The 22,756-nt window shown below is 57.5% G+C and carries 21 protein-coding genes and 2 pseudogenes; 18 read left to right on the top strand and 5 right to left on the bottom strand.

Annotation, left to right across the window (positions count from 1 at the left end):
* The first annotated feature begins 94 nt into the window (after positions 1-94).
* The 9 genes from ACZ1HM_RS04140 (at position 95) to ACZ1HM_RS04100 (ending at position 9,345) form a co-directional block, all read left to right on the top strand.
* Positions 95-793 carry a TetR/AcrR family transcriptional regulator gene (locus ACZ1HM_RS04140; RefSeq protein WP_472741404.1) on the top strand — a complete coding sequence of 233 codons (699 nt, stop codon included), beginning with the start codon at positions 95-97 and terminating at the stop codon, positions 791-793.
* Complete coding sequence (locus ACZ1HM_RS04135; RefSeq protein WP_472741402.1) at positions 790-2,385, top strand: GMC family oxidoreductase; 1,596 nt, start codon at positions 790-792, stop codon at positions 2,383-2,385. The genes ACZ1HM_RS04140 and ACZ1HM_RS04135 overlap by 4 nt, the downstream gene beginning before the upstream one ends.
* Before the next feature lie 23 nt (positions 2,386-2,408).
* Positions 2,409-3,407 (top strand): TRAP transporter substrate-binding protein, encoded by a 999-nt coding sequence (locus tag ACZ1HM_RS04130; protein ID WP_472741400.1) that lies wholly within the window; start codon positions 2,409-2,411, stop codon positions 3,405-3,407.
* Positions 3,408-3,491: 84 nt separating this feature from the next.
* Complete coding sequence (locus ACZ1HM_RS04125) at positions 3,492-3,917, top strand: TRAP transporter small permease (protein ID WP_472741398.1); 426 nt, start codon at positions 3,492-3,494, stop codon at positions 3,915-3,917.
* The gene (locus tag ACZ1HM_RS04120) at positions 3,917-5,176 is read left to right on the top strand and encodes a TRAP transporter large permease (protein ID WP_472741396.1); all 1,260 of its coding nucleotides are present in this window, start codon (positions 3,917-3,919) and stop codon (positions 5,174-5,176) included. The genes ACZ1HM_RS04125 and ACZ1HM_RS04120 overlap by 1 nt, the downstream gene beginning before the upstream one ends.
* Positions 5,177-5,507: 331 nt before the next feature.
* On the top strand, positions 5,508-6,344 hold the full coding sequence (locus tag ACZ1HM_RS04115) for a LysR family transcriptional regulator (protein ID WP_472741394.1): 837 nt from the start codon (positions 5,508-5,510) through the stop codon (positions 6,342-6,344).
* A gap of 146 nt (positions 6,345-6,490) precedes the next feature.
* The gene (locus tag ACZ1HM_RS04110) at positions 6,491-7,231 is read left to right on the top strand and encodes a GntR family transcriptional regulator (RefSeq protein WP_472741392.1); all 741 of its coding nucleotides are present in this window, start codon (positions 6,491-6,493) and stop codon (positions 7,229-7,231) included.
* Positions 7,232-7,288: 57 nt separating this feature from the next.
* Positions 7,289-8,485, top strand: a complete 1,197-nt coding sequence (kynU, locus tag ACZ1HM_RS04105; RefSeq protein WP_472741390.1) for a kynureninase — start codon at positions 7,289-7,291, stop codon at positions 8,483-8,485.
* Positions 8,485-9,345 carry an alpha/beta hydrolase gene (locus ACZ1HM_RS04100; protein ID WP_472741388.1) on the top strand — a complete coding sequence of 287 codons (861 nt, stop codon included), beginning with the start codon at positions 8,485-8,487 and terminating at the stop codon, positions 9,343-9,345. The genes kynU and ACZ1HM_RS04100 overlap by 1 nt, the downstream gene beginning before the upstream one ends.
* 78 nt (positions 9,346-9,423) lie before the next feature.
* Here the strand turns inward: ACZ1HM_RS04100 and ACZ1HM_RS04095 are convergent, their stop codons facing one another.
* The gene (locus tag ACZ1HM_RS04095; protein WP_472741387.1) at positions 9,424-10,377 is read right to left on the bottom strand and encodes a dihydrodipicolinate synthase family protein; all 954 of its coding nucleotides are present in this window, start codon (positions 10,375-10,377) and stop codon (positions 9,424-9,426) included.
* A gap of 158 nt (positions 10,378-10,535) precedes the next feature.
* Between ACZ1HM_RS04095 and ACZ1HM_RS04090 the strand changes: the two genes are divergently transcribed.
* Together ACZ1HM_RS04090 and ACZ1HM_RS04085 are read left to right on the top strand one after the other, a co-directional pair.
* On the top strand, positions 10,536-11,330 hold the full coding sequence (locus ACZ1HM_RS04090) for an aspartate dehydrogenase (RefSeq protein ID WP_472741386.1): 795 nt from the start codon (positions 10,536-10,538) through the stop codon (positions 11,328-11,330).
* Between the two features lie 10 nt (positions 11,331-11,340).
* Entirely contained in the window at positions 11,341-12,291 is a 951-nt protein-coding gene (locus tag ACZ1HM_RS04085) for a LysR substrate-binding domain-containing protein (RefSeq protein ID WP_472741384.1), read from the top strand.
* A gap of 153 nt (positions 12,292-12,444) precedes the next feature.
* On the opposite strand, the gene ACZ1HM_RS04080 is transcribed toward ACZ1HM_RS04085, so the two are convergent.
* Positions 12,445-12,828, bottom strand: coding sequence for a TetR family transcriptional regulator C-terminal domain-containing protein (locus tag ACZ1HM_RS04080; protein WP_472744681.1), 384 nt, complete (start codon positions 12,826-12,828; stop codon positions 12,445-12,447).
* 54 nt (positions 12,829-12,882) lie between these two features.
* Positions 12,883-13,089 (bottom strand): annotated as a pseudogene (locus ACZ1HM_RS04075) (TetR/AcrR family transcriptional regulator); the annotation flags it as partial.
* Between the two features lie 304 nt (positions 13,090-13,393).
* Here ACZ1HM_RS04075 and ACZ1HM_RS04070 point away from each other — a divergent pair.
* Genes ACZ1HM_RS04070 through ACZ1HM_RS04055 form a run of 4 tightly spaced genes read left to right on the top strand, consistent with a single transcriptional unit; the run spans position 13,394 to position 16,880 of the window.
* Entirely contained in the window at positions 13,394-13,963 is a 570-nt protein-coding gene (locus ACZ1HM_RS04070; RefSeq protein WP_472741382.1) for a biliverdin-producing heme oxygenase, read from the top strand.
* Positions 13,956-14,387 carry a hypothetical protein gene (locus ACZ1HM_RS04065; protein WP_472741380.1) on the top strand — a complete coding sequence of 144 codons (432 nt, stop codon included), beginning with the start codon at positions 13,956-13,958 and terminating at the stop codon, positions 14,385-14,387. The genes ACZ1HM_RS04070 and ACZ1HM_RS04065 overlap by 8 nt, the downstream gene beginning before the upstream one ends.
* The gene (locus ACZ1HM_RS04060) at positions 14,329-16,500 is read left to right on the top strand and encodes an HWE histidine kinase domain-containing protein (protein WP_472741378.1); all 2,172 of its coding nucleotides are present in this window, start codon (positions 14,329-14,331) and stop codon (positions 16,498-16,500) included. Before ACZ1HM_RS04065 ends, ACZ1HM_RS04060 begins: the two co-directional genes overlap by 59 nt.
* Positions 16,497-16,880, top strand: coding sequence for a hypothetical protein (locus ACZ1HM_RS04055; RefSeq protein ID WP_472741376.1), 384 nt, complete (start codon positions 16,497-16,499; stop codon positions 16,878-16,880). Before ACZ1HM_RS04060 ends, ACZ1HM_RS04055 begins: the two co-directional genes overlap by 4 nt.
* A gap of 161 nt (positions 16,881-17,041) precedes the next feature.
* Here the strand turns inward: ACZ1HM_RS04055 and ACZ1HM_RS04050 are convergent, their stop codons facing one another.
* Entirely contained in the window at positions 17,042-17,479 is a 438-nt protein-coding gene (locus ACZ1HM_RS04050; protein ID WP_472741374.1) for a response regulator, read from the bottom strand.
* A 205-nt stretch (positions 17,480-17,684) separates the two neighbouring features.
* A complete protein-coding gene (locus tag ACZ1HM_RS04045) occupies positions 17,685-18,827 on the bottom strand; it encodes a lytic murein transglycosylase (RefSeq protein ID WP_472741372.1) in 1,143 nt (380 codons plus the stop codon).
* A gap of 152 nt (positions 18,828-18,979) precedes the next feature.
* Here ACZ1HM_RS04045 and ACZ1HM_RS04040 point away from each other — a divergent pair, with 152 nt between their 5' ends.
* From ACZ1HM_RS04040 to ACZ1HM_RS04030, 3 genes and pseudogenes are all read left to right on the top strand, one after another.
* Positions 18,980-20,215 carry a putative DNA modification/repair radical SAM protein gene (locus tag ACZ1HM_RS04040; RefSeq protein WP_472741370.1) on the top strand — a complete coding sequence of 412 codons (1,236 nt, stop codon included), beginning with the start codon at positions 18,980-18,982 and terminating at the stop codon, positions 20,213-20,215.
* The gene (locus ACZ1HM_RS04035; RefSeq protein WP_472741368.1) at positions 20,215-21,075 is read left to right on the top strand and encodes a TIGR03915 family putative DNA repair protein; all 861 of its coding nucleotides are present in this window, start codon (positions 20,215-20,217) and stop codon (positions 21,073-21,075) included. Before ACZ1HM_RS04040 ends, ACZ1HM_RS04035 begins: the two co-directional genes overlap by 1 nt.
* Positions 21,076-21,355: 280 nt before the next feature.
* Positions 21,356-22,755 (top strand): annotated as a pseudogene (locus ACZ1HM_RS04030) (selenium-binding protein SBP56-related protein).
* Position 22,756: the final 1 nt, after the last annotated feature.

Here is a 22,756-nt window from a genome sequence, read left to right as displayed (position 1 = left end):
TCCGGCTGCGTTAAATTTGCGTTGCAATGTTGGCTTTGTCACCCTAACCTGAATCTGAATTCGGATTCAACTCTTGTGAAAGATGAGGCTCTAAATGGCGCAAACCGTTGTTCAGGATGCTGACCTCAGCGTGCTTCAAAAGCTGCGTCCGACGCTTCAACGGCGCAGCCATGAAAAGCTGCAGCGGATGTTGAAAGCCGGGCGCGAGCTGATCGAAGAGAAGGATTTCGCGCAGATGCACATCGAAGAGATTGTACAGCGCGCAGGCTGCTCCGTTGGCGTGTTTTATGAACGGTTCGGCAGCAAGGATGCCTTTTTTGCCTGCATGCTTGAGGTGGCGGGTGAGGAAACGACCCAGCTTGTGATGGAGCTTCTGACCAAAGAACGGTGGGAGGGGATCCCGACCGAAGAACTGATTCATCAGGTCATCCGGAACTATGTCAGTTGGTTTCGCAAGAATCGCGGTCTTTATGTTGCGGCCCTTTCGACGCCGCTGGATGACGGGTTGAATTTCACCCCGTTCCGCAAGCAATTCGTCGTCCACTGCGAGGCGCTGACAGATTTGCTGATGGCGCGGCATGACGAATTTACCTGCGATGATCTGAGCGCGGCCATTTGGTATCAGATGCAGTCCATGAATGGCACGCTTGTCGTTGCTGGTTTCTCAGAATTCGCAGCAGCGAAGGGTGCCAAACTGCATGGGGATCGCAGCATTGGCCTAAGAGATGATGCGCTGATGGAGCAGCTTGTGCGCTCTTTCAAATTTGGCCTCGGCCTGCGTCCGGTGCCATGAGCCAGGGGTTCGATTTTATCGTGATCGGCGCAGGCTCTGCCGGATGCGTTCTGGCCAATCGGCTGAGCGCGGATCCGGCGGCACGTGTCTTGGTCCTTGAGGCGGGTGGCCCGGACAAAAACCCGTTCATCCACATGCCTGCAGGCATCAACCGGGTGAAAGACAATCCGCGCACAGACTGGGTGTTTCAAACCGTACCGCAAGATGGCTTGCAGGGGCGGCGCATTCCAATTCCGCGGGGCAAAGGGATAGGCGGGTCCTCTAACATCAATGCCATGGTCTATATTCGCGGCCAGCGGGAAGATTATGAGGATTGGGCAGCGGCAGGGGCCACGGGCTGGGATTATGACGCGGTGCTGCCCTACTTCATCAAATCAGAAGACAACCGCTGCGCTGAAAAAGACGCAGGTTTTCATGGGACAAATGGTGGGCTGACCGTATCAGACCGGGCATACACCCATGCTCTATCAGATATGTTTGTTGATGCGGCCGAGGCCGCAGGGCTTGCCCGCACCACCGATTTTAATGGCGCATCCCAAGCCGGGGCTGGCCGGTATGCCGTCACCCAGCGGGACGCCAAAAGGTGCAGCGCTGCTGTCGCGTTCCTTACGCCGGTGCGAGATCGGCCCAACCTGCAGGTGGCCACCGGGGCCTTGGTCACACAGATCGAACTGCAGCACAGCCAGGCCACACATGTGCATTACCAGCAGGCTGGCAAAAGCTGTATCGCAGAGGTTGCGGGGCAGGTTGTGTTGGCGGCGGGTGCCATTGGATCACCGCAAATCTTGATGCTGTCTGGGATCGGCGCGCCGGACCAGATCACGCCGCATGGCATCAAGATGCAGCACGCCTTGCCGGGTGTGGGGCAAAACCTGCAAGACCATCTGAACATCTCGTTGATGTGGCGCACCAAGGATCCGATTTCGCTGGCGGGCACGGCTAAGGGTGGCAAGGCCATTGGCGCATTGGCGAAGTATCTGTGGAACAAATCCGGGCCGGGCACCTCTAACGGGGCTGAAGCGGGGGCCTTTTGGGCCTCTCCTGATGCGGGGGGCAGGCCGGACATTCAGCTGCATTTTATCCCCATGATGCTGGGCGAAGGGGGCCGCGATATTGGCCTGCACGGCGTGACCATGCATGCCTGCAACCTGCGCCCTAAGGAACGCGGCTCTGTCCGGTTGGCGAGCAGTGATCCGGCTGCCGCACCATTGATCGACAACAGGTTTCTCAGCACGCAAAGCAGTGTGGACACGCTTTGCCACGGCATTGAGCTGTGCCGCGATATTGCTGGTGCAGGGCCTTTTGCCCGCGTTCTTGCCGATGAATATGCACCGGGGCGCAACCGCCACGATAAGGCGACGCTCACATCATTTATTCAGCGCACCGCTGAGACGGAATACCACCCCGTGGGCACCTGCCGCATGGGCCAGGATGACATGGCGGTGGTCGATCCGACGCTGAAAGTGCGCGGCCTGGACAACCTCTGGGTCGCTGATGCGTCCGTTATGCCCACCTTGATCACTGGCAACACAAATGCGCCCAGCATCATGATCGGTGAAAAAGCCGCCGATCTGATCACGGCGCAACAATAATTTATCTAGTTTGGGAGGAAACAATGAAGATTAAGAAGTTTGCCGTCGCGACGGCTGTGACAGTGGGGCTGAGCGTTGCAAGCGCTGTTGGCGCGACGGAGTTGAAATACGCCACCGCAGCCCCCGCCAATTCACCCTGGGCCAAAATGGTTGACGCCCTTGTCCAGGCCGCTGCGGCAAAGACCGATGGAAAGCTGGCGGTCAAACCGTTCCTTAACTCTCAGTTGGGCGATGAGGCCACCGCCATTCAACAGGTTGCCCGTGGGCGCATTGACATGGGTGGCTTTTCACTGACGGCGACGTCAATCGTGGTGCCCGAATTGGGCCTGCTTGCCGCACCCTTTTTGTGGGACAGCATCGAAGAGGCTGAATGCGCGCTCGACAACCATCTTGTCAAAACCCTGCAGCCCTTCTTTGAGGAACGCGGGCTGGTGAACATCGGTTGGGGCGAGGCGGGATACCAGCGCGTTTTTGCATCCCAGCCGATCACAACTGCAGCGGATCTTGAGGCGCTGAAGATCCGGGTGGCCCCGTCAAAGGGGTCCGTGGGCGGCTTTAAGTCCGTGGGCGCGAATGGCGTTGTCCTGCCAGTGACTGAGATCAACTCAGCGCTGCAAACCGGGCTGGTTGATGCAGCTGAACTGAGCCTGACCTTTGGGGTTATCACAGGGGCGGGCAAGCTGGCCCCGGTGATCACCAAGACCGATCACGTCTATTTGCCGACCCTGACGATTGTGTCCAAACGCAGCTTTGACAAGCTGTCTGAGGCCGATCAAGAGGCGCTGGCGACATCTGTTGTGGCCTCCCCCCAGCAGCGCGCGACCTTGCGCGGTGTTGAGGCTGCGCTGAGCAAAAAGCTGACCGATGCGGGCGGTGTTGTGGCGGAGATGCCCGCCCAAGAGCGGGCGAAGCTGCGCGACATCATGGTGCAGTCCTGGCCAGCGCTTGTTGCCGATTCAGGTGAGCATGCAGAGGCTGTCTGGGGCATGATCATGGACGCCAAATCCGCCTGTGCGGGCTGATCTGGTTCCGTCCAAGGACATGCTTCATCGTCTTCTAAAATCCTTCGAGGTTTCGAAGGCACCATCGCCGCCGCCGCCTTTTTGATGGCGGCGGCGGCGGTGCTGTCGGATGTTTTCGCGCGCGAGCTGTTGGCCAGTAGCATCTGGGGATCGACAAAGTTTGCGGTTTTCTGTGCTGCTGTTGCTGGTTTTCTTGGAATTGGTCTGGCCACGGACGCAGGCATGCATCTGCGCCCCTCTTTTGCTGACCGCGCAATCCCTCAGGCGTTTGAGGGCGCGATGGCGCGCATCACGCCCTTGGTGACCGCCGGGATCTATCTGGCGGCGGCTTGGATCAGTTTCCTTTATGTCCGCGAAAGCTTTGAGTTCAATCAGGCGGCACCGGTGCTGGATTGGCCGCTTTGGGTGATCCAGATCGTGATGCCCTATGCGTTTTGCAGCAATGGGCTGAGGCAGTTGATCTATGCCATCAACCCAGCGCTGACGCCCAAAAGTGCGGGGCTGTTTTGATGTCAGCGCTTGTTGTTATTTTGCTTCTGGTCACGGCTCTGTTGCTGCTTCGGCAGAACATCGCTGTAATCTTGCTGGTGGTGCTGGGCTATCTGCAGGTCTGGCACGGGGGCGGGTCCTACACCTGGATTGTCGAAGACATCTGGAACGCCATCGACAATGAAATCCTGCTGCCGATCCCGCTGTTTATTCTGTGTGGCGGCGTGATGACGCGCGGCACTATTGCCGCAAAGCTGATCCGCATCATCCGCGTGCTGACAGCCCCCCTGCCCGGCGGCCTGGCGGTAGCGGCCATTGTGTCCTGTGCCGTCTTTGCGGCGATCTCAGGCTCATCGCCGGTGACGATGTTGGCGGTTGGCACGGTGTTGTTTCCGGCCCTCCTGCAGCAGGGGTATGAGAAAAAGTTCGCGCTGGGTTTGCTGATGTCGTCAGGCACGCTGGGCATCATCATTCCACCCTCTATCCCGATGATCCTTTATGGCGTGTCGACGGAGACCTCGATCACGGACATGTTCCGCGCGGGCATTTTGCCTGGGCTGCTGCTGACCAGCGTGCTGGCCACCTATGCCTTGGTGATGAACCGTCATCATACCGGCACGCCCTGGGACTGGGCCGAAATCCGCGAGGCCTTTCGCGAAGGGTTCTTGGCGATGATGATGCCAGTGATCCTGCTGGCGGGGATATTTTCGGGCTATTTTACCGCCACTGAATCCGCGGCTGTTGCGCTGTTTTACGCGGTTCTGGTCGAAGTTTTGGTGCACCGTGAAATGTCTGCGCGCGACTTTGCCACCGTGGCCATCAAAACTACGGCGCTCCTGGGCACGCTTTTTCCCGTGCTTGCCCTGGCGCTGGGTCTGAACAAGTTTCTGATTGCCGATGGTTTTCCACAGTTGGTGGCGGAATGGCTGAGCACCCATGTTGAAACGCGCGCGGGCTTTTTGATCCGGTTCAACCTGCTGCTTTTGATTGTGGGCTGTTTCATGGATGCCGGCAGCGCCATCCTGATCCTGTCACCCATCTTGAACATCATTGGCGAAACCTATGGTCTGGATCCGGTGCATTTGGGCATTGTGATGATCATGAACCTTGAGATCGGTTTTTTGACGCCGCCGATGGGGTTGAACATCATTGTCGCGATGACGGCCTTTGGCGTGTCCTTTGGCACAGCTGTGCGCGCTGTCATTCCGTTCATTATCCTGATTGTAGGGGTGTTGTTGGTGGTGACATGGATACCCTGGTTTTCCCTTGCTCTGGTCTAGCCATTGTTTGGTGGTGATCCAGAGCCTTGCAAAGGCGGTCCTGTTTGGGCTGCCTTTGTGCTTGAGGAGTGAAGAGAACAGGCCAGATGTGCTTTTGAGCAGAGGCGTTACGGGCTGTCGCAGTCCGCTTTCAGGCGGGTGTTCTGCGATCAGGAAACATTTCATTTGGTGAAATCAGCGTGGATGACGGGTGCTTTTCACGCGGCGAAATGAAAGAGTTCAACAGACCTTATCAGCCAGTGATTGTGTACCTGTTGTGAACTATTATTCTAGGTTGAGTGGAGATCTTCGCGTGCGGCCAAGACGCTTTCTGCCATCCATGAAACACCTTATGGCGTTTGATGCTGTGATGCGCCAAAAGTCTGTCACTGCGGCCGCTGAAGAGCTTGATCTGACGCAGAGCAATGTCAGCCGTTTGATCCTGTCACTGGAGACGCAGATTGGCATGTCGCTTTTTCTGCGTGAGCGTCGCCGCCTGGTGCCAACACCGGCGGCCAAGGCGTATCACTGCGATGTGTCGCGTGCGCTGGACAGCATCATGCGGGCCACGATGAATGTCGTCACCAACCCGTCGGGCGGCACCTTGTCTCTGGCGGTGCTGCCGACCTTTGCAACACGTTGGCTTGCCCCGCGTTTGAATACCTTCATGAACGACCATCCCGGCATTTCGATGAATGTGGCGACCCGCACCGCGCCCTTCGATCTGGAAAGTGAGGGCTTTGATGCCGCGATTTGTTTTGGCCAAACGCCCTGGCCCGGCACGCAAAGCATCAAACTGCTGGATGAGACCGTGACCGCCTGCGTATCGCCACAATTTGCCCAGCAGCATCCCCTGACGACGCAGCAGGATTTCATGCAGGTGACGCTGCTTTATCTGGAAAATCGCCCAACGGTTTGGGAAGACTGGTTTCACGGTCAGGGGTTTGAGCCGTTCAGCGGGGCCGGCATGGTGATGGATCAGTTTTCCATGATGACCCAGGCGGCTATTGCCGGCCTGGGGGTGGCCCTATTGCCGGACTATCTTGCGCAACATGAAATCGCCAAGGGCCGGTTGGAACCTGTGTTGCGCCCCGCAATTGCCGTGCGCGGGTCCTATTGGCTGGTGTGGTCCCCGCAAAAGTCAGACTACGGGCCGTTGCAGGCCTTGCGCGAAGCGCTGCCGGGCTGAGAGGCCGCCGCACCTTTGGGGCAAAACAGCGATTGATCTCGATACACGCGTTGCCAAATGGGCCGCATTTCGCGACCTGTGCTTTCCTTTCTGATCGTTTCGTGCAAGATTAGCAAAATCGTATATGATTTTGAGAAGTTCCAATCATGGCAACGAAATCTGATCTGGCCTATGCCCACCTGCGCGCGCAGATCATATCCGGGCAGATTGCCCCGGATGTTCCTTTGCGCATTCAGACCCTGGGGCAGGACACAGGGTTTGGCAGCACGCCGGTGCGCGAAGCCCTCAGGCGGCTCGAATCCGAGCATCTTGTCGTCTCTGCGGTGAACTGCGGCTTTCGCTCTGCCGCGATTTCGGTGGAAGAGATCAAAGATCTGGATCGCAGCCGTCTGGTGATTGAGACCGCGCTGCTGGAGGAGGCCATCGCCGCAGGAGATGACGCCTGGGAAAGCCAGATCGTCGCGGCGCATTACCAACTGGCCAAATTAGACCTGCCCTTTGAGACCACATCCCCGGAGGCCCATGCGGATTGGTCGCTGAAACACCAGCGCTTTCACGACGCGCTGCTTGCCGCGGCCCCGTCGCGGTGGCTGCACAGTTTTCAACGGCAAATCGCAGAGCAAACGGAACGGATTTTTCAGTTCACCATGAACGCACAGCTGTTGGCCCGTCTGGACCAGAACCCGGACCTGAGAGAGCTGTTGGCCCAGTCCTTGGGCATTGCGCATCACACCCAGTTGATGGAGGCCGCACTGAACCGTGATCAGCCGCGCGCCCAGAGCCTGTTGGCAGAGCATATCGTCTTTGCGTCTCAGTTCTTTGCCCAGGTATTTCCAGAGCCTGCGGAAGGTGCGCCCCAGGCCATTGGACTTAGCCCACGCAATTAACCCCCAAAGCCCCCGCCACCCGAACCGTTCAGGTGGCCCCAGACAGGATACCCCCCGATGACCGACTTCACCAAAACCCGCCAGATGTTCGATATCCCTGAGGGGATGATCTATCTGAATGGTAATTCGCTGGGCCCCATGCCCAAGGCTGCGCCTGAGAAAATGACCGACTTTTTGACCAACGAATGGCGCACAGAATTGATCAAGGGCTGGAACACCAAGGGGTGGTGGATGCAGACAAACGATCTGGGCGACCGGATCGCGCGGCTGATCGAGGCGGCCCCTGGCACAACCGTTGTCAGCGACACGCTATCCATCAAGGTCTTTCAGGCGGTGTCAGCGGCGCTGGCCATGGTGCCGGATCGCAAGATCATTCTGTCAGATAACGGCAATTTTCCCAGTGATTTGTATATGGTTGAGGGGCTGACGCGGCTGAAAGACGATGGGTATGAGCTGCGCATCCCGGACCCAGAAGACGTCGCAATGAGCATCACCGATGAGGTGGCCGTGGTGATGTTGACGGAGGTCGATTACCGCAATGGACGGCGGCACGACATGAAGGCCATCACCGAAAAGGCGCACCAGAAAGGTGCGGTTGTGGTGTGGGATTTGGCCCATTCTGCGGGCGCCATCCCCGTTGATCTGGCGGGATCGAACGTCGATTTCGCGGTGGGCTGCACGTACAAATACCTCAATGGCGGCCCCGGCGCGCCCGCCTTCATCTATGTCGCCCCCCAGCATCTGGACACAGTAGAGCCGTTTTTGTCAGGCTGGTACGGCCATGCCAGCCCGTTCGAGTTTGACACCAAATACAGCCCCGTGCCGGGTAAAATCACCCGGATGCGTATCGGCACCCCCTCCATCGCGGCGTTCAACCTTTTGTCGACTGCATTGGACGTCTGGGATGAGGTGGACATGCAAGACCTGCACGCCAAGGCGATCGAGCTGTCAGAGCTTTTCGTGCAAGAGGTTGAGGCGCGTTGCCCCGGCGTGCGTTTGGCCAGCCCACGGGATCCGCAGACCCGTGGGAGCCACATCGCCTTTCAGTTTGAACACGGCTACGCCTGCATGCAGGCACTGATTTCGCAAGGTGTGATCGGCGATTTCCGCGCCCCCGATATTATGCGGTTTGGCATCACGCCCCTGTTCATCAATGAGGCTGACATTCAAAAAGCCGTGGGCATTTTGGAAGACATCCTGAAGAACGAGACCTGGAAGGAAGACCGCTTTCAGGTGCGTGCGCAGGTCACGTGATGGCGGCGGATCTTCCGACGCTTCTGTGGCGCGATATGGACCTTGTCGCGCGCGCGGTTGCTTATTCGCCCAGCTCAGCGTTGGAGGGTCCGATAGATCCGTTCATTCAGGCCTATGCCGACAAAAGCCAAGCGGCCTATGCGGCGTGCGAAAATGTGCAGACGCTGCGCTATGGTGGCAAAGCGGCCAATACCGTTGATGTCGTGTGCCCGCCGGGTGCCGGGCCGGTGCCGATCTTGGTGTTCATACACGGTGGGTATTGGCAGCAACTGTCAAAGAAAGATGCGTTTTTTCCCGCTTTGGGCGCACTATCACGCGGCATGGCCTATGCATCGGTGGATTACACCCTGTGCCCAGAGGCCACTTTGGATGACATCGTGGATGAATGCTGTGCCGCGGTGCAGCTTTTGGTTTCTAAGGCAGATGCCTTGGGCATTGATCCTGACCGGATTGTGCTGGCGGGCAGCTCAGCAGGGGCGCAGTTGGCGGCGATGGTTGCCTTGCGTCTGGCCCAAGGGGGGCAAATTGCCGGTGTGGTGCTGCTGTCTGGCGTTTTTGAGTTGGAGCCGCTGATCGAAACCTACATCAACGACGCGGTGGGGTTGGACACAGAGGCTGCATTGCGCAACAGCCCTGCCCTGCAAGACCTTGGGCATTTCCCGCCCGCCCTTGTGGCTTGGGGCGCGCAGGAAACGGATGAGTTCAAACGGCAAAGCCGCCGGTTTGCAGCGCTGTTGCAGCGTGCGGGCCGCACCGCTGAGGTGTTGGAGGTGGCGGGCCGCAATCATTTTGACATTGTTGAAGACATCACAGCGGAAACGGATTTGGGGCACCGGATGGCCAAGCTGATTGGGATGTAGCGCGCGTTTTACGCAGACATCTTGATGCGCAGGGTGCCGGACCGCGCGACGGCCGTGGATTTTCGGCAGCGCAAACGCTCAAAGCGTCAGGCCACAGCCCTCAAACGCGGCACGCGTCGCGGCTTTCTCCGCCTCTGTCAGCTCAAGCATGGGGTGACGGACGCTGCCGCCCACCTGACCCAAGAGGTCTTGCCAATATTTGCTGAACGCCGTGGGTTTGCCGCCGGGCTTGGCGCTTTTGATAGCGTCGCGCACGGGGTTGAGGCTGTCGCGGACTTTTCGGGCTTCGGCAAAGTTTCCCTCAAAGGCCAATTGGGTATAGCGATGCATCCGCAGATCATTTTTGGTTTGCAACAGATACGGCGGAGAAGAGCAAAGATAGAGCTTCCAGTTCAGCTCTTCGATATTATCAAGCCAATCATCTTCCAAAGACGTTGAGACGTGGATCTTGTCGCCCACCATATGGGTCAGGCGCACATACATCTCACGCGGGACAGAGTATTTGATGCCCATGATGTTGGGCAGCTCTGCAATTCTGGCGCAGGTCTCAGGCTCCATCAGATAGCCGCAGTCAGGATGAGACCACATCGCGATCCCTATATCGAGGTTGTCGCAGATATGCGCGTAGTAGCGGTAGAGGAGTTCATCGCGGTCATGACAAAAGCTGAGCATCGGGGTGTGAACAACAACGTAATCCGCACCACAATCCTGAGCATGCCGCCCCAGCTCTAGCACGGTATCAACGTTTTGATCAGAGATCGACATGATCGTTCCTGCGCGCCCTTTGCAGGCGTCTGCTGCGATCGTCATGTTGTGTTTGCGTTCCTCGAGTGACATCGACCAGAACTCACCCTGTTTGCCCGCCACAAAGAGGCCCTGGATCTTGAGATCATCCACCCAGTGGTCGATGTTTTTGCGCAGCCCGGCTTCATCAAAGCGACCATCCGCATGAAACGGGTTCAGCGCCGCCGCCCAGATGCCTTGCATGTTGGCCAAGGCATATTCTTTCGCTTCGCTTTTCTTGTATTCCATACCACCGGTCCTTTTCCTGCGCGCGTATCGTCAGACCGTGCCATACCTGCGGATTTTTTGGGCCAGCACAAATCCAAACTTCGAAAACAGGTATACCCCAAATGAATACCCAATCGGTTTCGATGTAAGCTATGAACAGATCAAGATCAGGAGGCACCATGAAAATAGGGATGATCGGCAAAGGCGCGATTGCCAGCTATGTCTGCGAAAAGCTGGCGGTCGAAGGGCATGATGTGACCGCGTTTCTGCTGCGCGCCGAACGGGTGCGGGCGTTGCAAGACACAGCACCTGCTGGTGTGGCCTATGTCAGCCGCGTGGCGGATCTGCCCCGTGATCTGGATCTGGTTGTCGATTGCGCGGGGCATGGCGCGTTGCAGGCTTACGGCGCGGATGTTCTGCGGTCAGGTCGGGATTTGGTGAGCCTGTCCTTGGGTGCTTTGGCAGATCCTGCGCTTGAGGCATCGCTGAGACAGGCAGCACGGGCCGGTGATTGCGCCTTGGTTCTTGCCAGCGGGGCCATCGGGGGAATGGATGCGCTGCGCTCTGCCCGTACCGGGGGGCTGTCCACGGTGCGCTATGTGGGGCGCAAGCCGCCTGCTGGCTGGAAAGGCTCACCTGCTGAGGCAAAGGTGGATCTGGATGCCCTTACGACTGAGGCCTTTGTGCATTTCGAAGGATCAGCCCGAGAGGCCGCGCAGGCCTATCCCAAAAACGCCAATGTCGCGGCGGCAGTGGCCCTGGCCGGGGTCGGGTTTGACCGCACGCAAGCGATGTTGATCGCCGATCCGACTGTGACAGAGAACATTCATGAGGTCATTGCGGAAGGCGCGTTTGGCCAGTTCAGATTCCGCATTGCCGGCAACGCCCTGCCCGGCAACCCGCGCAGTTCCGCCTTGGCAGCCATGAGCGTGGTCGATACGATCCTGGAACGCAGCCGTCCCATCCGATTTTAGGAATATCCCATTGGCATCTGGTCACGCCCGCATTGTTGACCGCGTCACGACGCGCCTCAAACTCAAGCAGCTGCGCTTGCTTGTTGCGGTGGGCAAACACGGCAACATCCAATACGCCGCGCGCGAATTAAATGTGTCGCAGCCGTCCGCCACCAAGATGATCAAAGACCTTGAGCTGGATTTTGAGGTGCAGCTTTTTGAACGGACCAACCGCGGCGTGGTGCCCACCCCGTTTGGTGAGGCGCTGATCCGCCATGGCAAACTGATCTTTGCCCAGATTTCAAATGCCGCGCAGGAGCTGGATGACCTGAACGAAGGCAGCAGCGGTCGCGTGGTGATTGGCACGCTATTGGCGGCCTCTTCCAATCTGCTGCCGACAGCCATTGATCACGTCCTGGCCGCGCGGCCCCGGCTTGCGATCAAGGTGGTTGAGGGGACGAATGAGGTGTTGATGCCTGAACTGCGGTCCGGTGAGATTGATCTGGTGGTCGGGCGGCTGCCCACGCATCGGCACCGCACAAAACTGACGCAGGAAAAGTTCTTTGACGATCCGATTGAGGTCGTGGTGGGGAAGGATCATCCCTTGGCGCAGAAACGGGATGTGAGCTTTGACGCGTTGCGCGAATTTGGCTGGATCTTGCCGCCGGTGGAGACCACGCTGCGCCGCCAGGTTGACCAGTTTTTCCTCAAACAGGGCCAATACACCCCGCCCCTCACGTTGGAATCCGTTTCCTATTTGACCAACCGCAGCCTGCTGCAATCCAACACCTATGTCGGGCTGATGCCAGCACATGTTGTGGCGCAGGATTTTGCCACGGGAACGCTTTGTAAGGTTGATATCACCTTGCCCTTTGGCACCGGTCCTGTCGGCGTGTCTTACCGTCAAGAAGACCTGCTTTCGCCCGCCGGTGAGGCGATGCTTCAGGCCTTGCGAGCCGTGGCAAAAAAGATGGCTGAGTGAAGGTGCTTGGGGTGGGGTCACGGGCGGCCGAAGAGCATTTCACCTGAGGTCATTCGCAAGATGACTGAAGTGTGAGGGATGCGGAAATTTTATTTGTTCACACGACCACAAAAAATGGGCAGCTCAGGGATTTTGACCCCCTCGTTTGGCGTATTAATCATCATCCGCGCTGAAAACGGCCTTCAACAACTTGCGAAAAATCGAAGACAGCTCGGGCAAAGGCGGGACTTTATGGGGGTTTTGCGCGAAATATCCAAACAGGCCATCAACCGCACCATGGCAAATCAGCACCTTTTCTTCCGCAGCCTCGGCTGTCCAACCTAAGAAACGCTGCCCCAGCACCTTTGCAAGAACCAGGTTTTCGGCTTCAAACTCTTCCGTATGCACCCGCAACTCAGGCTCATAGAGGGATTGGTTTCTGATCTCATACCAGAGTTTGTGCTTATCACCTTCCTCAATAAGGCCCTGCGAAATACCTTGAGCAAGCATTTCAATAATTTCAGGGAAATCACCCGGTGCCAAAACAATCTCGCGCATTTGGCCCAGAAACTCTTCTCTTCGCAAACGCACGCAGTAGATAACAATCTCTAATCGACTGCCAAAGTAGTAGTGGTACGTGCCCAGCGGGTGACCTTCGGCCTCGGCAATGTCTCGCAAGCTGGTATTGGCAAGCCCCCGCGCACAGAATACTCTCTCCGCGCCCTGAGCCAGCTCTCGCCGTTTTGCCTCACGCTTGTCAGTGATCCGCTTTGAGCGCTGTTTCGTCTCGGCCTTTGTGCTGCTTGGCTTAGGGGGCATCCATTCCTACGCGAAAATAATGTGGTGAACCTAAGGCCGAATATCCTTCAGTCCGCCAGGCGATGCAATCAACATCCCTGAACGCGCCTACTTGTTTGAACGCTTGAACAACATTATACATGCATCAATTACATAGTTTGTGCAGACCCGGCTTGCCCAAACCTGTGAAAAGCCGCCTCAGAGCGGCACCCAAGGCACCGCAAATATGTAACTTTAAGTTGACATATTGTGTGTCACTCAATTGACCTTGACGCCAAGGTCTTTATCGTAAGGGCGAGATCACGCGCCTAGCTGAGGAAGCCCTATGTCGCTCTTGGATCCGATCACGTCAGAGGGTGCCTCGCTTCATCTTCGGGACGCCTTGCGCGCGCAATGTATGCCGATGCACATGAAGCTGGAAAATGTCGTTGAGGCTGGCGGCTTTTTTGCGGATCTGACGGGCTATCGCCGCTGGCTTGGCACCATGCGCGAGGTGCATCAGGAGTTTGCGCAAGCCTATGACCGTGGCGCGCAGGCCCTTGGAATGACGCCCGTGTCGGCCCCTTTGTTGCGGGCGCTGGACAAAGATCTGTCTGCGCCACGCAATCCGCTGCCCCTGCAAGAGATGACAACGGCAGAGGCCATTGGCGTGGCCTATGTTTTCGAAGGTTCGGCCATGGGCGGCAAACTGTTGCTGCGCCGCATTGGGGACATCGCCCAAGCGCCATCTCGCTATTTGGACGACCTTGTTGCGACCAGTCGCAGCCGCTGGCCTGCGTGTAAAGATGCGCTGCAAAATCATACCACTGACCGCGAGGCGATAATCATAGGCGCGCAACAGATGTTTGAGCATTTGCAGCAGGTCTTTTTATCAAAGCACGCGCATCATGCTTGATGCCAAGGCCGAAAAAGAGGCGCTGGCCACTTGCGAGAATGAGCCGATCCGAACGCCAGACCGGGTGCAGCCGCATGGCGTTGTGTTGATCGCAGACCTGACGCTGGGGCCGATCACGCATCTGTCCGCGAACGTTGCCGATCTGATCCCGGGTGCCAGCACAGCTTGGTTGGGAACGCCGCTCAAAGACCATCTGACCGACAAAGACGCCCACATGCTGCGCAACACGCTGAGCCTGCCGTCGATCAGGGCGCAGCGTGAGTTTATGGGGCTCTTTGAAATTCAAGGACAGCCGGTTCAAGCAGCCGCCGTGATCGTGAACGAAATGGTGGTGCTTGAGCTGGTGCCCGCACAGGGTACGTCTGATGTATTGGGTTTCGGGTTGGACCGTGTGCGGTGGCTTTTTGTCGCGTCAGTCGCGTGATCTTTCCCTGAACCGTGCGTTGAACCGGATGGTGCGAGATTTGCGCAATATCGTGGGCTATGACCGTGTGATGGCCTACCGGTTTCGGCCCGATGGCTCAGGCGAGGTGGTGGCTGAAAGCCGTCTGCCCAGCATGGACAGCTTTGTTGGACTGAGGTTCCCCGCCCAGGATATCCCGCAAGTTGCCCGTGCCATATGCCTGGATCAGCCCATCCGCATCATCGGTGACACCAGTCAGACAGATGTGCCCCTGCTGGCCGCCCCGGATCAAACCGCGCCTGTGGACATGACCCTGCTTGAGCTGCGCGGCACCTCACCTGTGCATCTGCAATACCTCAATAACATGGGGGTCGGTGCGTCGCTGGTGTTGCCGATTGTCACGGATAACACACTGTGGGGCCTGTTTTCCTGCCACCACCGATCTGCCCGCCTGCTTTCGATTGCTGAGAGCGTGACGTTTGAACTGGTGGGCAAAACCCTTGCGACCAGTATCGACGGCATTCTGAGACAGGAGCTGACGGAAAATGTGGCCCACTGCCGTTCCATGGTCGAAGGGCTAAAGCGCGAGACACAGGCAAAGGCAGGCACGTTTTACACGCAACAAAGCTGGCGCGCCTGCACAGATAACATCATGCCGCTGTTTCGCTGTGATGGTGTCCTGCTGACCGTTGGCGACACAAGCAATGAAACGGGGCTGTGCCCGGCGGCGGATCGGCTTGCGCCTTTTGCAGACGCGTTGCGTGACGGTTTGGCACCGGGCGTTGCGACAGCGGATGGTTTGCTGCGCGATGGGATAAGCCAAGGTGCTATCGCGGGGGCCCTGCGGATTGAGCTTTCGGCAAAAGAGAATACGCACCTGTGGCTGTTCCGGCGCGAGGAAAACGAAGCCATTCAGTGGGCAGGCTCGCCCCAAAAGGAGATCGAACGTTCCACCGAAGGCACTCGCTTGCATCCACGCAGCTCTTTCAAAATCTATGAAGAACAGACAGCCGGACGCAGCCGCGCTTGGGAGCCGGAAGATATTCAGATGGCAGCGGCGCTGAAAACGGCTTTGCAGCAATCCGTGGATCAGGAATTGGAGCGGGACGCGAATGAAACCCGGCTGTTGCTTATGGTGCAAGAACTGAACCACCGGGTGCGCAACATTTTGAACATGATGCAATCCATCACATCCCTGTCGAAATCCGCAGATATAGACGTGGATGAATATGCCGAAACCCTAAGGCGTAGGTTGCTGGCCTTGGCCACGGCCCATGATCTGCTGGCGACCGCCAATAATGCTGGCGTCAACCTGCGGTCGGCGATTGAGTTGGAAATCGCACCGTTTCGGTCGCATGTCATTGAGTTTGAAGGCCCCGATCTGAGGCTTCTGCCCAGCGCTTCGACGCTGTTGGTGCTGGTGCTGCATGAGATTGTCACCAATGCCGCAAAGTATGGCGGGTTCAGCACGGCGGCGGGCAAAGTATCGGTCACCTGGGCAGTTGAGGATGATCACCTGGTGCTGCGCTGGCGCGAGACGGGCGTTCCTTCGATGCCATCAGAGGTGCCATCGGGGTTTGGCACATTCCTGATCACGCAAGGCATCCGCCATCAACTGACAGGCAAGGCGGAGATGGTGTTTGGGGACGACACCGCTGAGATTACGCTGACACTGCCCCAAGCCACCGTCTTGGTCGCTGACATGGTCGTCGCTCAGACGGCGGAGGCTGAGAAGGCGGCGGACTTGGAAGAGGACGATCGCCTTGGCATCGCTTCTGTCCTGGTGCTTGAGGACAATTTTTTGATTGCAGCGCAGCTTGAAGAGACGCTGCTGGACCTCGGCATCGGTGACGTCATGCTGTCGCGCAGCAATGCCGCGGCGGCGGATTTGATCGCTGCCACGCCGCCGGATTTCGCCATTCTGGATGTGAACCTGGGCAACGAAGACAGCGAAACGACCGCCAGACTCCTTGAAAAATTGAACATTCCCTTCATCTTACTCACTGGGTATTCCGAAATTTACGCTTGGCTCAGTGAGTTTGGGGAGGATGTTGTGGTGAACAAACCGCTTCGCCCAGACACGATGCGCTCTGCTATGGAGCGCCGCTGGGCCGCGAAGAGGGGCGATATGTGAACATTCTTGTGATGGAAGACTATTTTCCGCTGCGCACTGAGTTAGTGGATGTGGTCGAAGCACTGGGCCACGACGCCTTTGGTGTGAACAACGCAACGGAGGCGGTGGAATTGCTGACCAGCGTTGCCATTGATGCTGTGATCGCAGACATCTTTGTCGTTGAGAATGATAAGTTCCAGCCAGATGGCGGCATCCTGCTTCTGAGCAGAATACGCACCGCCTTTAACGATCTGAACATTGATCCCAGCGCGCCGGTGCTGGTGATTACCGGTGGGCTTGAAGTGAAGGGTGGCTTTTCCCCCGTCAATTGGTCCGCAACATGGGCGCAAGCGAGACGATGGCAAAACCTCTGGACATGGAGGATGTGGCCAATTGGGTGATTGCAACGGCAAAGAAGCTGGACGCCAAGATCGACTAATGGCGCCCCCTGGCCTAGGCATCGGCCCAGACAAGGCAGCTCAACCGCGCGGATTTTTCTGAGCATGAGCCAGCGGGCGTTAATCAAGCCCGGCCTATACCCCCCAAGACCCGAAACCAGCCGTCATCCCCGGCTTGGCAACGCCGCCTGTTGCAGCCAGAATGTTGCAAGCGCGCTGGCCATCACCTTGAGATCTTTGATCGAGTTCCGCTTGACCAGATGCGCATTGGCCCCGGCCAAATAGGCGTTGCGGATTTCAGCAGGCGAATCTGAGGTGGAGAACATGATCACCGGCAAATGCTGCGTGATCTTTGAGTTTCGGATGGCGGCAAGCGTTTCAAACCCGTTCACACCTGGCATATTAATATCCACCAATACGATCTGCGGCAGATCATCTGCCTCGGACAAAGCCAGCAGAAAATCCAGCGCCGCAGCGCCATCTGTGATGTGGCGCACCTGCACATCCGGGTTCACAGACCTGAGCGCCCATTTGAAGGCAAACACATCTTCCTCGTCATCATCCACAATCAAAAGATACGGGCCCGTAGGGTTTTCAGTCATACGATACGATCTCTCATTTGGACGCTCTCTCATTTGGCGGCCACAATCGGCACCGCAGAACTGGACAAGTTATTTAGAATTCAAAACTTACGAATTCATGACCCGGCAGGCCGAAAGGAGTTTGGCATGCGCCCAGGCGCCTTAAGCTAGTGCAAAAGGCACGGATGTCCCTACTCAAAAAATATCCGATATCCGTGGCGGACCGTTAATTCAGCCGCGCCAGCAATGCCTGCGAAGGATCACCAGTGGCCGCCATGCCAATGCTGGACTGATAGGCGGCGATGGCTTTGCGGCTGTTGGGCCCAATCACGCCGTCTGCGCCGCCGGTATCAAATCCTCGGGCTGTCAGTCGGGTCTGCAGCTGAATGCGGTCGGCTTTTGTCAGTCCGTATTTGTCAGGCGGGAAGCTGCCGCGCAGCGGACCTCCGCCCAGAATACGATCTGACAAATGGCCCACACCAATCGCGTAACTGTCTGAATTGTTGTAGCGCTTGATCACGTTGAAGTTCCGCGTAACCGAAAAGGTGGGGCCACCCGGTTGCGGCTGGATCATCTTGCCGATGGGGCCGCCATTGCCGACCTCGCCGCCCCATTTCAATCCCTTTTGCCAGCCGTTACGCGACAGATAGGCCGCTGTTGAGGCCAAGGAATCCGCTGGGTTGTCAGACCAGATGTCGCGACGGCCATCCAGGTTGAAATCAACGGCGAAGGCCTCATACGATGTGGGGATGAACTGGGTATGCCCCATGGCACCAGCCCAGGACCCTTTCAGGTTCGCCGCGGTGGTATCGCCTTTCTGGAGGATTTTAAGGGCCGCGATCAGTTGCTTTTCAAAAAACGCGCCGCGCCGCCCGTCAAAGGCCAGCGTTGAGGTGGCTGAGATCACCGGCACATCACCGCGACGCTCTCCATAAAAGCTCTCAAGCCCCCAAACGGCGGTCACAATCTCTGGCGGGACGCCGTAGCGGGATTCCACCGCGGCCAGCGTGCTGCGATGCTTGGCGAAGGCCGCACGCCCCTTTGCCACACGCTCATCCGAGGCGGCGATGGCAAGGTAGTCTTCTAATGTGCGCGTGAACTCCGTTTGGTTGCGGTCCCGCTTGACCACACCGGGCAGATAGCCGGCACCGCGAAAGCCTGCTGTGAAGGTGGCCGGCGTAATTCCTTGCGCCAAGGCGCGGCCACGAAAGTTAGCCACCCAGGCGTCATAGGCCGGGTTTGGTGCTGGCCGCAGGTCAGGCGGCAGGCCGGATGATCTGCGGGTCACGGGGCCTGCAACCGGTGCGCCGCAGGCGGCCAAGCCGAAGGCCGCAAGCCCTGCGAGTGTTGTTCTGCGTGTAAGGGTCATCTGCTCTGATCCTTTTTATGTTTTTTTGTACCCTACCCCAGCGCGCAGGCCGGGCAAAGTAACGATTGCACTGCGCGCCCTGCATCAGCGGAAATCCCAACTGCGACAAACCGGCGCTTGCCAGATGCGTCGCAAGAACATAGCAAGAACACATGGGAACTTTGACGCTCAAAGAAAAGCTGGCTTTGTTAAGTGATGCAGCCAAATACGACGCCTCTTGCGCGTCGTCTGGCACAACGAAGCGCAACAGCCGCGATGGCTCTGGCCTGGGCAGCACGGAAGGATCGGGCATTTGCCACGCCTATGCGCCGGATGGGCGGTGCATTTCACTGCTGAAAATCCTGATGACAAACTTTTGCATCTACGATTGCGCGTATTGCGTGAACCGGGTGTCATCCAACGTGCAAAGGGCGCGTTTTTCGGTGGAAGAGGTGGTGCATCTGACGACGGAGTTCTACCGGCGAAACTATATCGAGGGGTTGTTTTTATCCTCAGGCATCATTCGCAGCCCGGATGATACGATGGCAGATATGGTGCGCATTGCGCGGTCCCTGCGCCAGGAACACCACTTTCGCGGCTACATCCACCTGAAGACCATTCCAGATGCCGCCCCCGAATTGATTGAGCAGGCGGGGCTTTACGCGGACCGTTTGTCGATGAACATCGAATTGCCCACAGACGCGGGGCTGAAAGCCTATGCGCCTGAAAAGAACCCTGCCGAAATTCGCAAAGCCATGGCCGATGTGCGCGCCCGCAAGGACGAGCTGAAGACCCCAACCTATCGCGGCCGCAAGGCCCCAAAGTTTGCACCTGCAGGTCAGTCTACGCAATTGATCGTCGGGGCGGATGGCGCAAATGATCGGACGATCCTGCAAAGCTCCACGCATCTTTACGGATCGTATAAGCTTAAGCGGGTCTATTATTCGGCCTTTTCCCCGATCCCCGACAGCACCGCAAAGCTGCCACTGATTAAACCACCGCTGGCGCGGGAACATCGGCTGTATCAGGCCGATTGGTTGTTGCGGTTCTACGGCTTTGCAGCAGATGAAATCACGCCGGATCAAGGCAGCGGCATGCTGGATTTGGAGGTAGACCCGAAACTGGCCTGGGCGCTAGCGAACCGGCACCTGTTTCCCGTCGATATCAATCGCGCGGGCAAGGACATGCTGTTGCGGGTGCCCGGCTTTGGCACCAAATCGGTGGGTCGCATCCTATCGGCGCGGCGCAGCGGCGCGTTGGGATATGATGATCTGCGCCGGATTGGAGCGTCTGTGCGCAAGGCGCAGCCCTTTATCGTTGCGCGCGATTGGTCGCCCGGCGGCTTGACGGATGCCGAGAACCTGCGCGCGCGGTTTGCGCCGCCGCCTGAGCAGCTGCAGCTTTTCTGATGCAGGTCATCACCCTTCCAAGAATTGGCACCTTTGATGCCTGGCGCAATGCCGCACGCCAGTTGGCCCGGCACCACGTTTCAGCAGATGAGGTGACTTGGCAGCTTGAAGGTGAAGCGGCATCGCTTTTTGAGGCGCAAAACGCTGAGTTGCCCCGCCACCCCACCGCTCAAGTGAGCGTGCCCAAAGCATTCCCAGCGCTGGCCAAATTCCTGTGTGCCAGTCGCGAAGGGGGCGCATTTGATTTGGCCTACCGGCTGCTTTTGCGGCTGCAAGGCGACCCCAGGCTGCTGAGCAACCGTGCAGATAAAGAAGTTGCGCGTGCGGAAAGTCTGGCCAAACACATCCGGCGGGATATGCACAAAATGAAAGCCTTTGTGCGGTTTCGCGATGTGACGCCGCAAGGAGCCAATCGGCGCGCGTTTGCGTCGTGGTTTGAACCCGACCACCGGATTGAAGAGCTGATTGCGCCCTTTTTCGCCCGCCGGTTTGGCGACATGGACTGGGTCATTGTCACACCCGAGGTGCGCATCATTTTCGATGCGGGCGATATCCGTTTTGTCGCCGAAACCTCAGAACGTATGGACCTAAGCGATGAGACGGAAGCGCTTTGGAAAACCTACTACGCCAATATCTTCAACCCCGCGCGGTTGAAGATCAAAGCGATGCAATCAGAAATGCCCAAGAAATATTGGAAGAATCTGCCCGAGGCTGATTTGATCCCCGGACTGATTGCCAAGGCTGAAGCGCAGGTACAACAAATGCGGCAAGCGGACCCAACGGAGGCACCGAAACGCGCCCAGCGCGTGTTGGACAGGCTGCATGCAGCGCAAAGCGCGCCCCGCAAAGGCGCGCGGTAACTTGCAGGTCTGATTACAATTCTAGGCGTAAGATTTTCTTGCTTTTTCACCGGCTCCCCGCAAACTCGGTCAAGTGGCCGTTTCACAACTTAGATTCGACCACACATTTGCTGCGCGTTTTCTGGCGTGTTTTTTTCGGTTCTGCAGAAGCCTCAAAAGAAGGCTCGCGCTCTGAAATATCACATGCCAACCAAAACAATGATTGCGCGTTGCAGCCTGAGCCGGACGATAACCGGTTCATTTTTCCCGCTTTGCGGGGACGTTCTTTTGGGAGGAAAAAATGAACTTAAGACCAGATCCAACATTCTACCCATCGCCAAAGATTGCGATGGAAGCCCCGGTGGAGAATTACGCTTTCACCGTGATGCTCAGCCCCGACGGATCGCAAGGCGATGGCATTGCCGTGGTGGACCTGAACCCGAAATCAGACAGCTACGGCGAAATCGTGCATCAGGTGATCGTTCCGAATTTGGGGGACGAATTCCACCATTTCGGCTGGAACGCCTGCTCTTCTTCACTGTCCCCCTGTCAGGTCACGCTTTCCTTGAACGGCGCTATCTGATTGTTCCGGGCATCCGGTCCAGCCGCATCTACATTATTGATGTCAAAGAACCGCTGAAGGCAAAAATTCATAAAACCATTGAGCCTGAGGAAGTCTTTGCCAAGACTGGCTATTCGCGCCCGCATACGATCCATTGCGGCCCTGAGGGGATCTATGTCTCAACGCTGGGCGGTGGCGGGCCAGATGGCACTGATGGACCTCCTGGTATTTTCATCATGGATTGCGAGACGTTTGAGATCATCGGCCAATATGAGATGGACCGCGGTGAGCAGGACAAACACTATGATTTCTGGTGGAACCTGCCGCAGGATTACATGGTCAGCTCTGAATGGGGCCTGCCGCCGCAGTTCGAAGGCGGGATCGTTGCTGAGGATTTGCTGAGCAACAAATACGGGCACAAGATCCATTTCTGGGACCTGCGCAAGCGCAAGAACATCCAGACGATTGATCTGGGCGAGAACCACCAAATGGCGCTTGAGATCCGCCCGGCGCATGACCCCAAGAAGTCCTATGGCTTCTGCGGTGTTGTGGTCGATACCACCAACTTGCAGGGGTCAATCTTTACCTGGTGGCGGGATGATGATGGCAAATGGCAGGCCAAGAAAACCATCACCATTGATCCGCGTCCTGAAAAACCTGAAAACCTGCCACCCCTTTTGCAAGGGTTTGAGGCCGTGCCGCCGCTGGTGACGGACATCGACCTGAGCCTTGATGACAAATACCTCTACGTGGCCTGCTGGGGCTTGGGGGAGATGCATCAATACGATGTCTCTGATCCGATGAACCCCAAACTGGCAGGGAAGGTCGAAGTGGGCGGCATTGCCCGTGGCACGGCCCACCCGAACGGCAAGCCCTTTGTCTACGGCCCTCAGATGGTCGAGGTGAGCCGGGACGGCAAACGCGTCTATTGGACAAACTCGCTCTATTCCACTTGGGATGACCAGTTCTATCCTGATGACGAAGGCGGGCAGATGGTGATGGCGGATGTGGGGGCCGATGGTGGTCTGACGCTGAACAAGGATTTCTATATTGATTTCCCCAAAGGCTACCGTTCGCATCAGATCAGGCTAGAAGGCGGCGACTGTTCCACGGACAGTTTCTGCTACCCTTCCGTCTAAC

The organism is Sulfitobacter sp. GN1-4 (assembly GCF_055693825.1).
This window is presented reverse-complemented; position numbering and strand designations above follow the sequence as displayed.

What these genes read in the sequence shown, in the direction of transcription:
- ACZ1HM_RS04140 (WP_472741404.1), top strand. Translation starts at nt 95, where the DNA reads ATGGCGCAAACCGTTGTTCAGGATGCTGACCTCAGCGTGCTTCAAAAG.
- ACZ1HM_RS04135 (WP_472741402.1), top strand. Translation starts at nt 790, where the DNA reads ATGAGCCAGGGGTTCGATTTTATCGTGATCGGCGCAGGCTCTGCCGGA.
- ACZ1HM_RS04130 (WP_472741400.1), top strand. Translation starts at nt 2,409, where the DNA reads ATGAAGATTAAGAAGTTTGCCGTCGCGACGGCTGTGACAGTGGGGCTG.
- ACZ1HM_RS04125 (WP_472741398.1), top strand. Translation starts at nt 3,492, where the DNA reads ATGGCGGCGGCGGCGGTGCTGTCGGATGTTTTCGCGCGCGAGCTGTTG.
- ACZ1HM_RS04120 (WP_472741396.1), top strand. Translation starts at nt 3,917, where the DNA reads ATGTCAGCGCTTGTTGTTATTTTGCTTCTGGTCACGGCTCTGTTGCTG.
- ACZ1HM_RS04115 (WP_472741394.1), top strand. Translation starts at nt 5,508, where the DNA reads ATGGCGTTTGATGCTGTGATGCGCCAAAAGTCTGTCACTGCGGCCGCT.
- ACZ1HM_RS04110 (WP_472741392.1), top strand. Translation starts at nt 6,491, where the DNA reads ATGGCAACGAAATCTGATCTGGCCTATGCCCACCTGCGCGCGCAGATC.
- kynU (WP_472741390.1), top strand. Translation starts at nt 7,289, where the DNA reads ATGACCGACTTCACCAAAACCCGCCAGATGTTCGATATCCCTGAGGGG.
- ACZ1HM_RS04100 (WP_472741388.1), top strand. Translation starts at nt 8,485, where the DNA reads ATGGCGGCGGATCTTCCGACGCTTCTGTGGCGCGATATGGACCTTGTC.
- ACZ1HM_RS04095 (WP_472741387.1), bottom strand. Translation starts at nt 10,377, where the DNA reads ATGGAATACAAGAAAAGCGAAGCGAAAGAATATGCCTTGGCCAACATG.
- ACZ1HM_RS04090 (WP_472741386.1), top strand. Translation starts at nt 10,536, where the DNA reads ATGAAAATAGGGATGATCGGCAAAGGCGCGATTGCCAGCTATGTCTGC.
- ACZ1HM_RS04080 (WP_472744681.1), bottom strand. Translation starts at nt 12,828, where the DNA reads ATGCGCGAGATTGTTTTGGCACCGGGTGATTTCCCTGAAATTATTGAA.
- ACZ1HM_RS04070 (WP_472741382.1), top strand. Translation starts at nt 13,394, where the DNA reads ATGTCGCTCTTGGATCCGATCACGTCAGAGGGTGCCTCGCTTCATCTT.
- ACZ1HM_RS04065 (WP_472741380.1), top strand. Translation starts at nt 13,956, where the DNA reads ATGCTTGATGCCAAGGCCGAAAAAGAGGCGCTGGCCACTTGCGAGAAT.
- ACZ1HM_RS04060 (WP_472741378.1), top strand. Translation starts at nt 14,329, where the DNA reads ATGTATTGGGTTTCGGGTTGGACCGTGTGCGGTGGCTTTTTGTCGCGT.
- ACZ1HM_RS04050 (WP_472741374.1), bottom strand. Translation starts at nt 17,479, where the DNA reads ATGACTGAAAACCCTACGGGCCCGTATCTTTTGATTGTGGATGATGAC.
- ACZ1HM_RS04045 (WP_472741372.1), bottom strand. Translation starts at nt 18,827, where the DNA reads ATGACCCTTACACGCAGAACAACACTCGCAGGGCTTGCGGCCTTCGGC.
- ACZ1HM_RS04040 (WP_472741370.1), top strand. Translation starts at nt 18,980, where the DNA reads ATGGGAACTTTGACGCTCAAAGAAAAGCTGGCTTTGTTAAGTGATGCA.
- ACZ1HM_RS04035 (WP_472741368.1), top strand. Translation starts at nt 20,215, where the DNA reads ATGCAGGTCATCACCCTTCCAAGAATTGGCACCTTTGATGCCTGGCGC.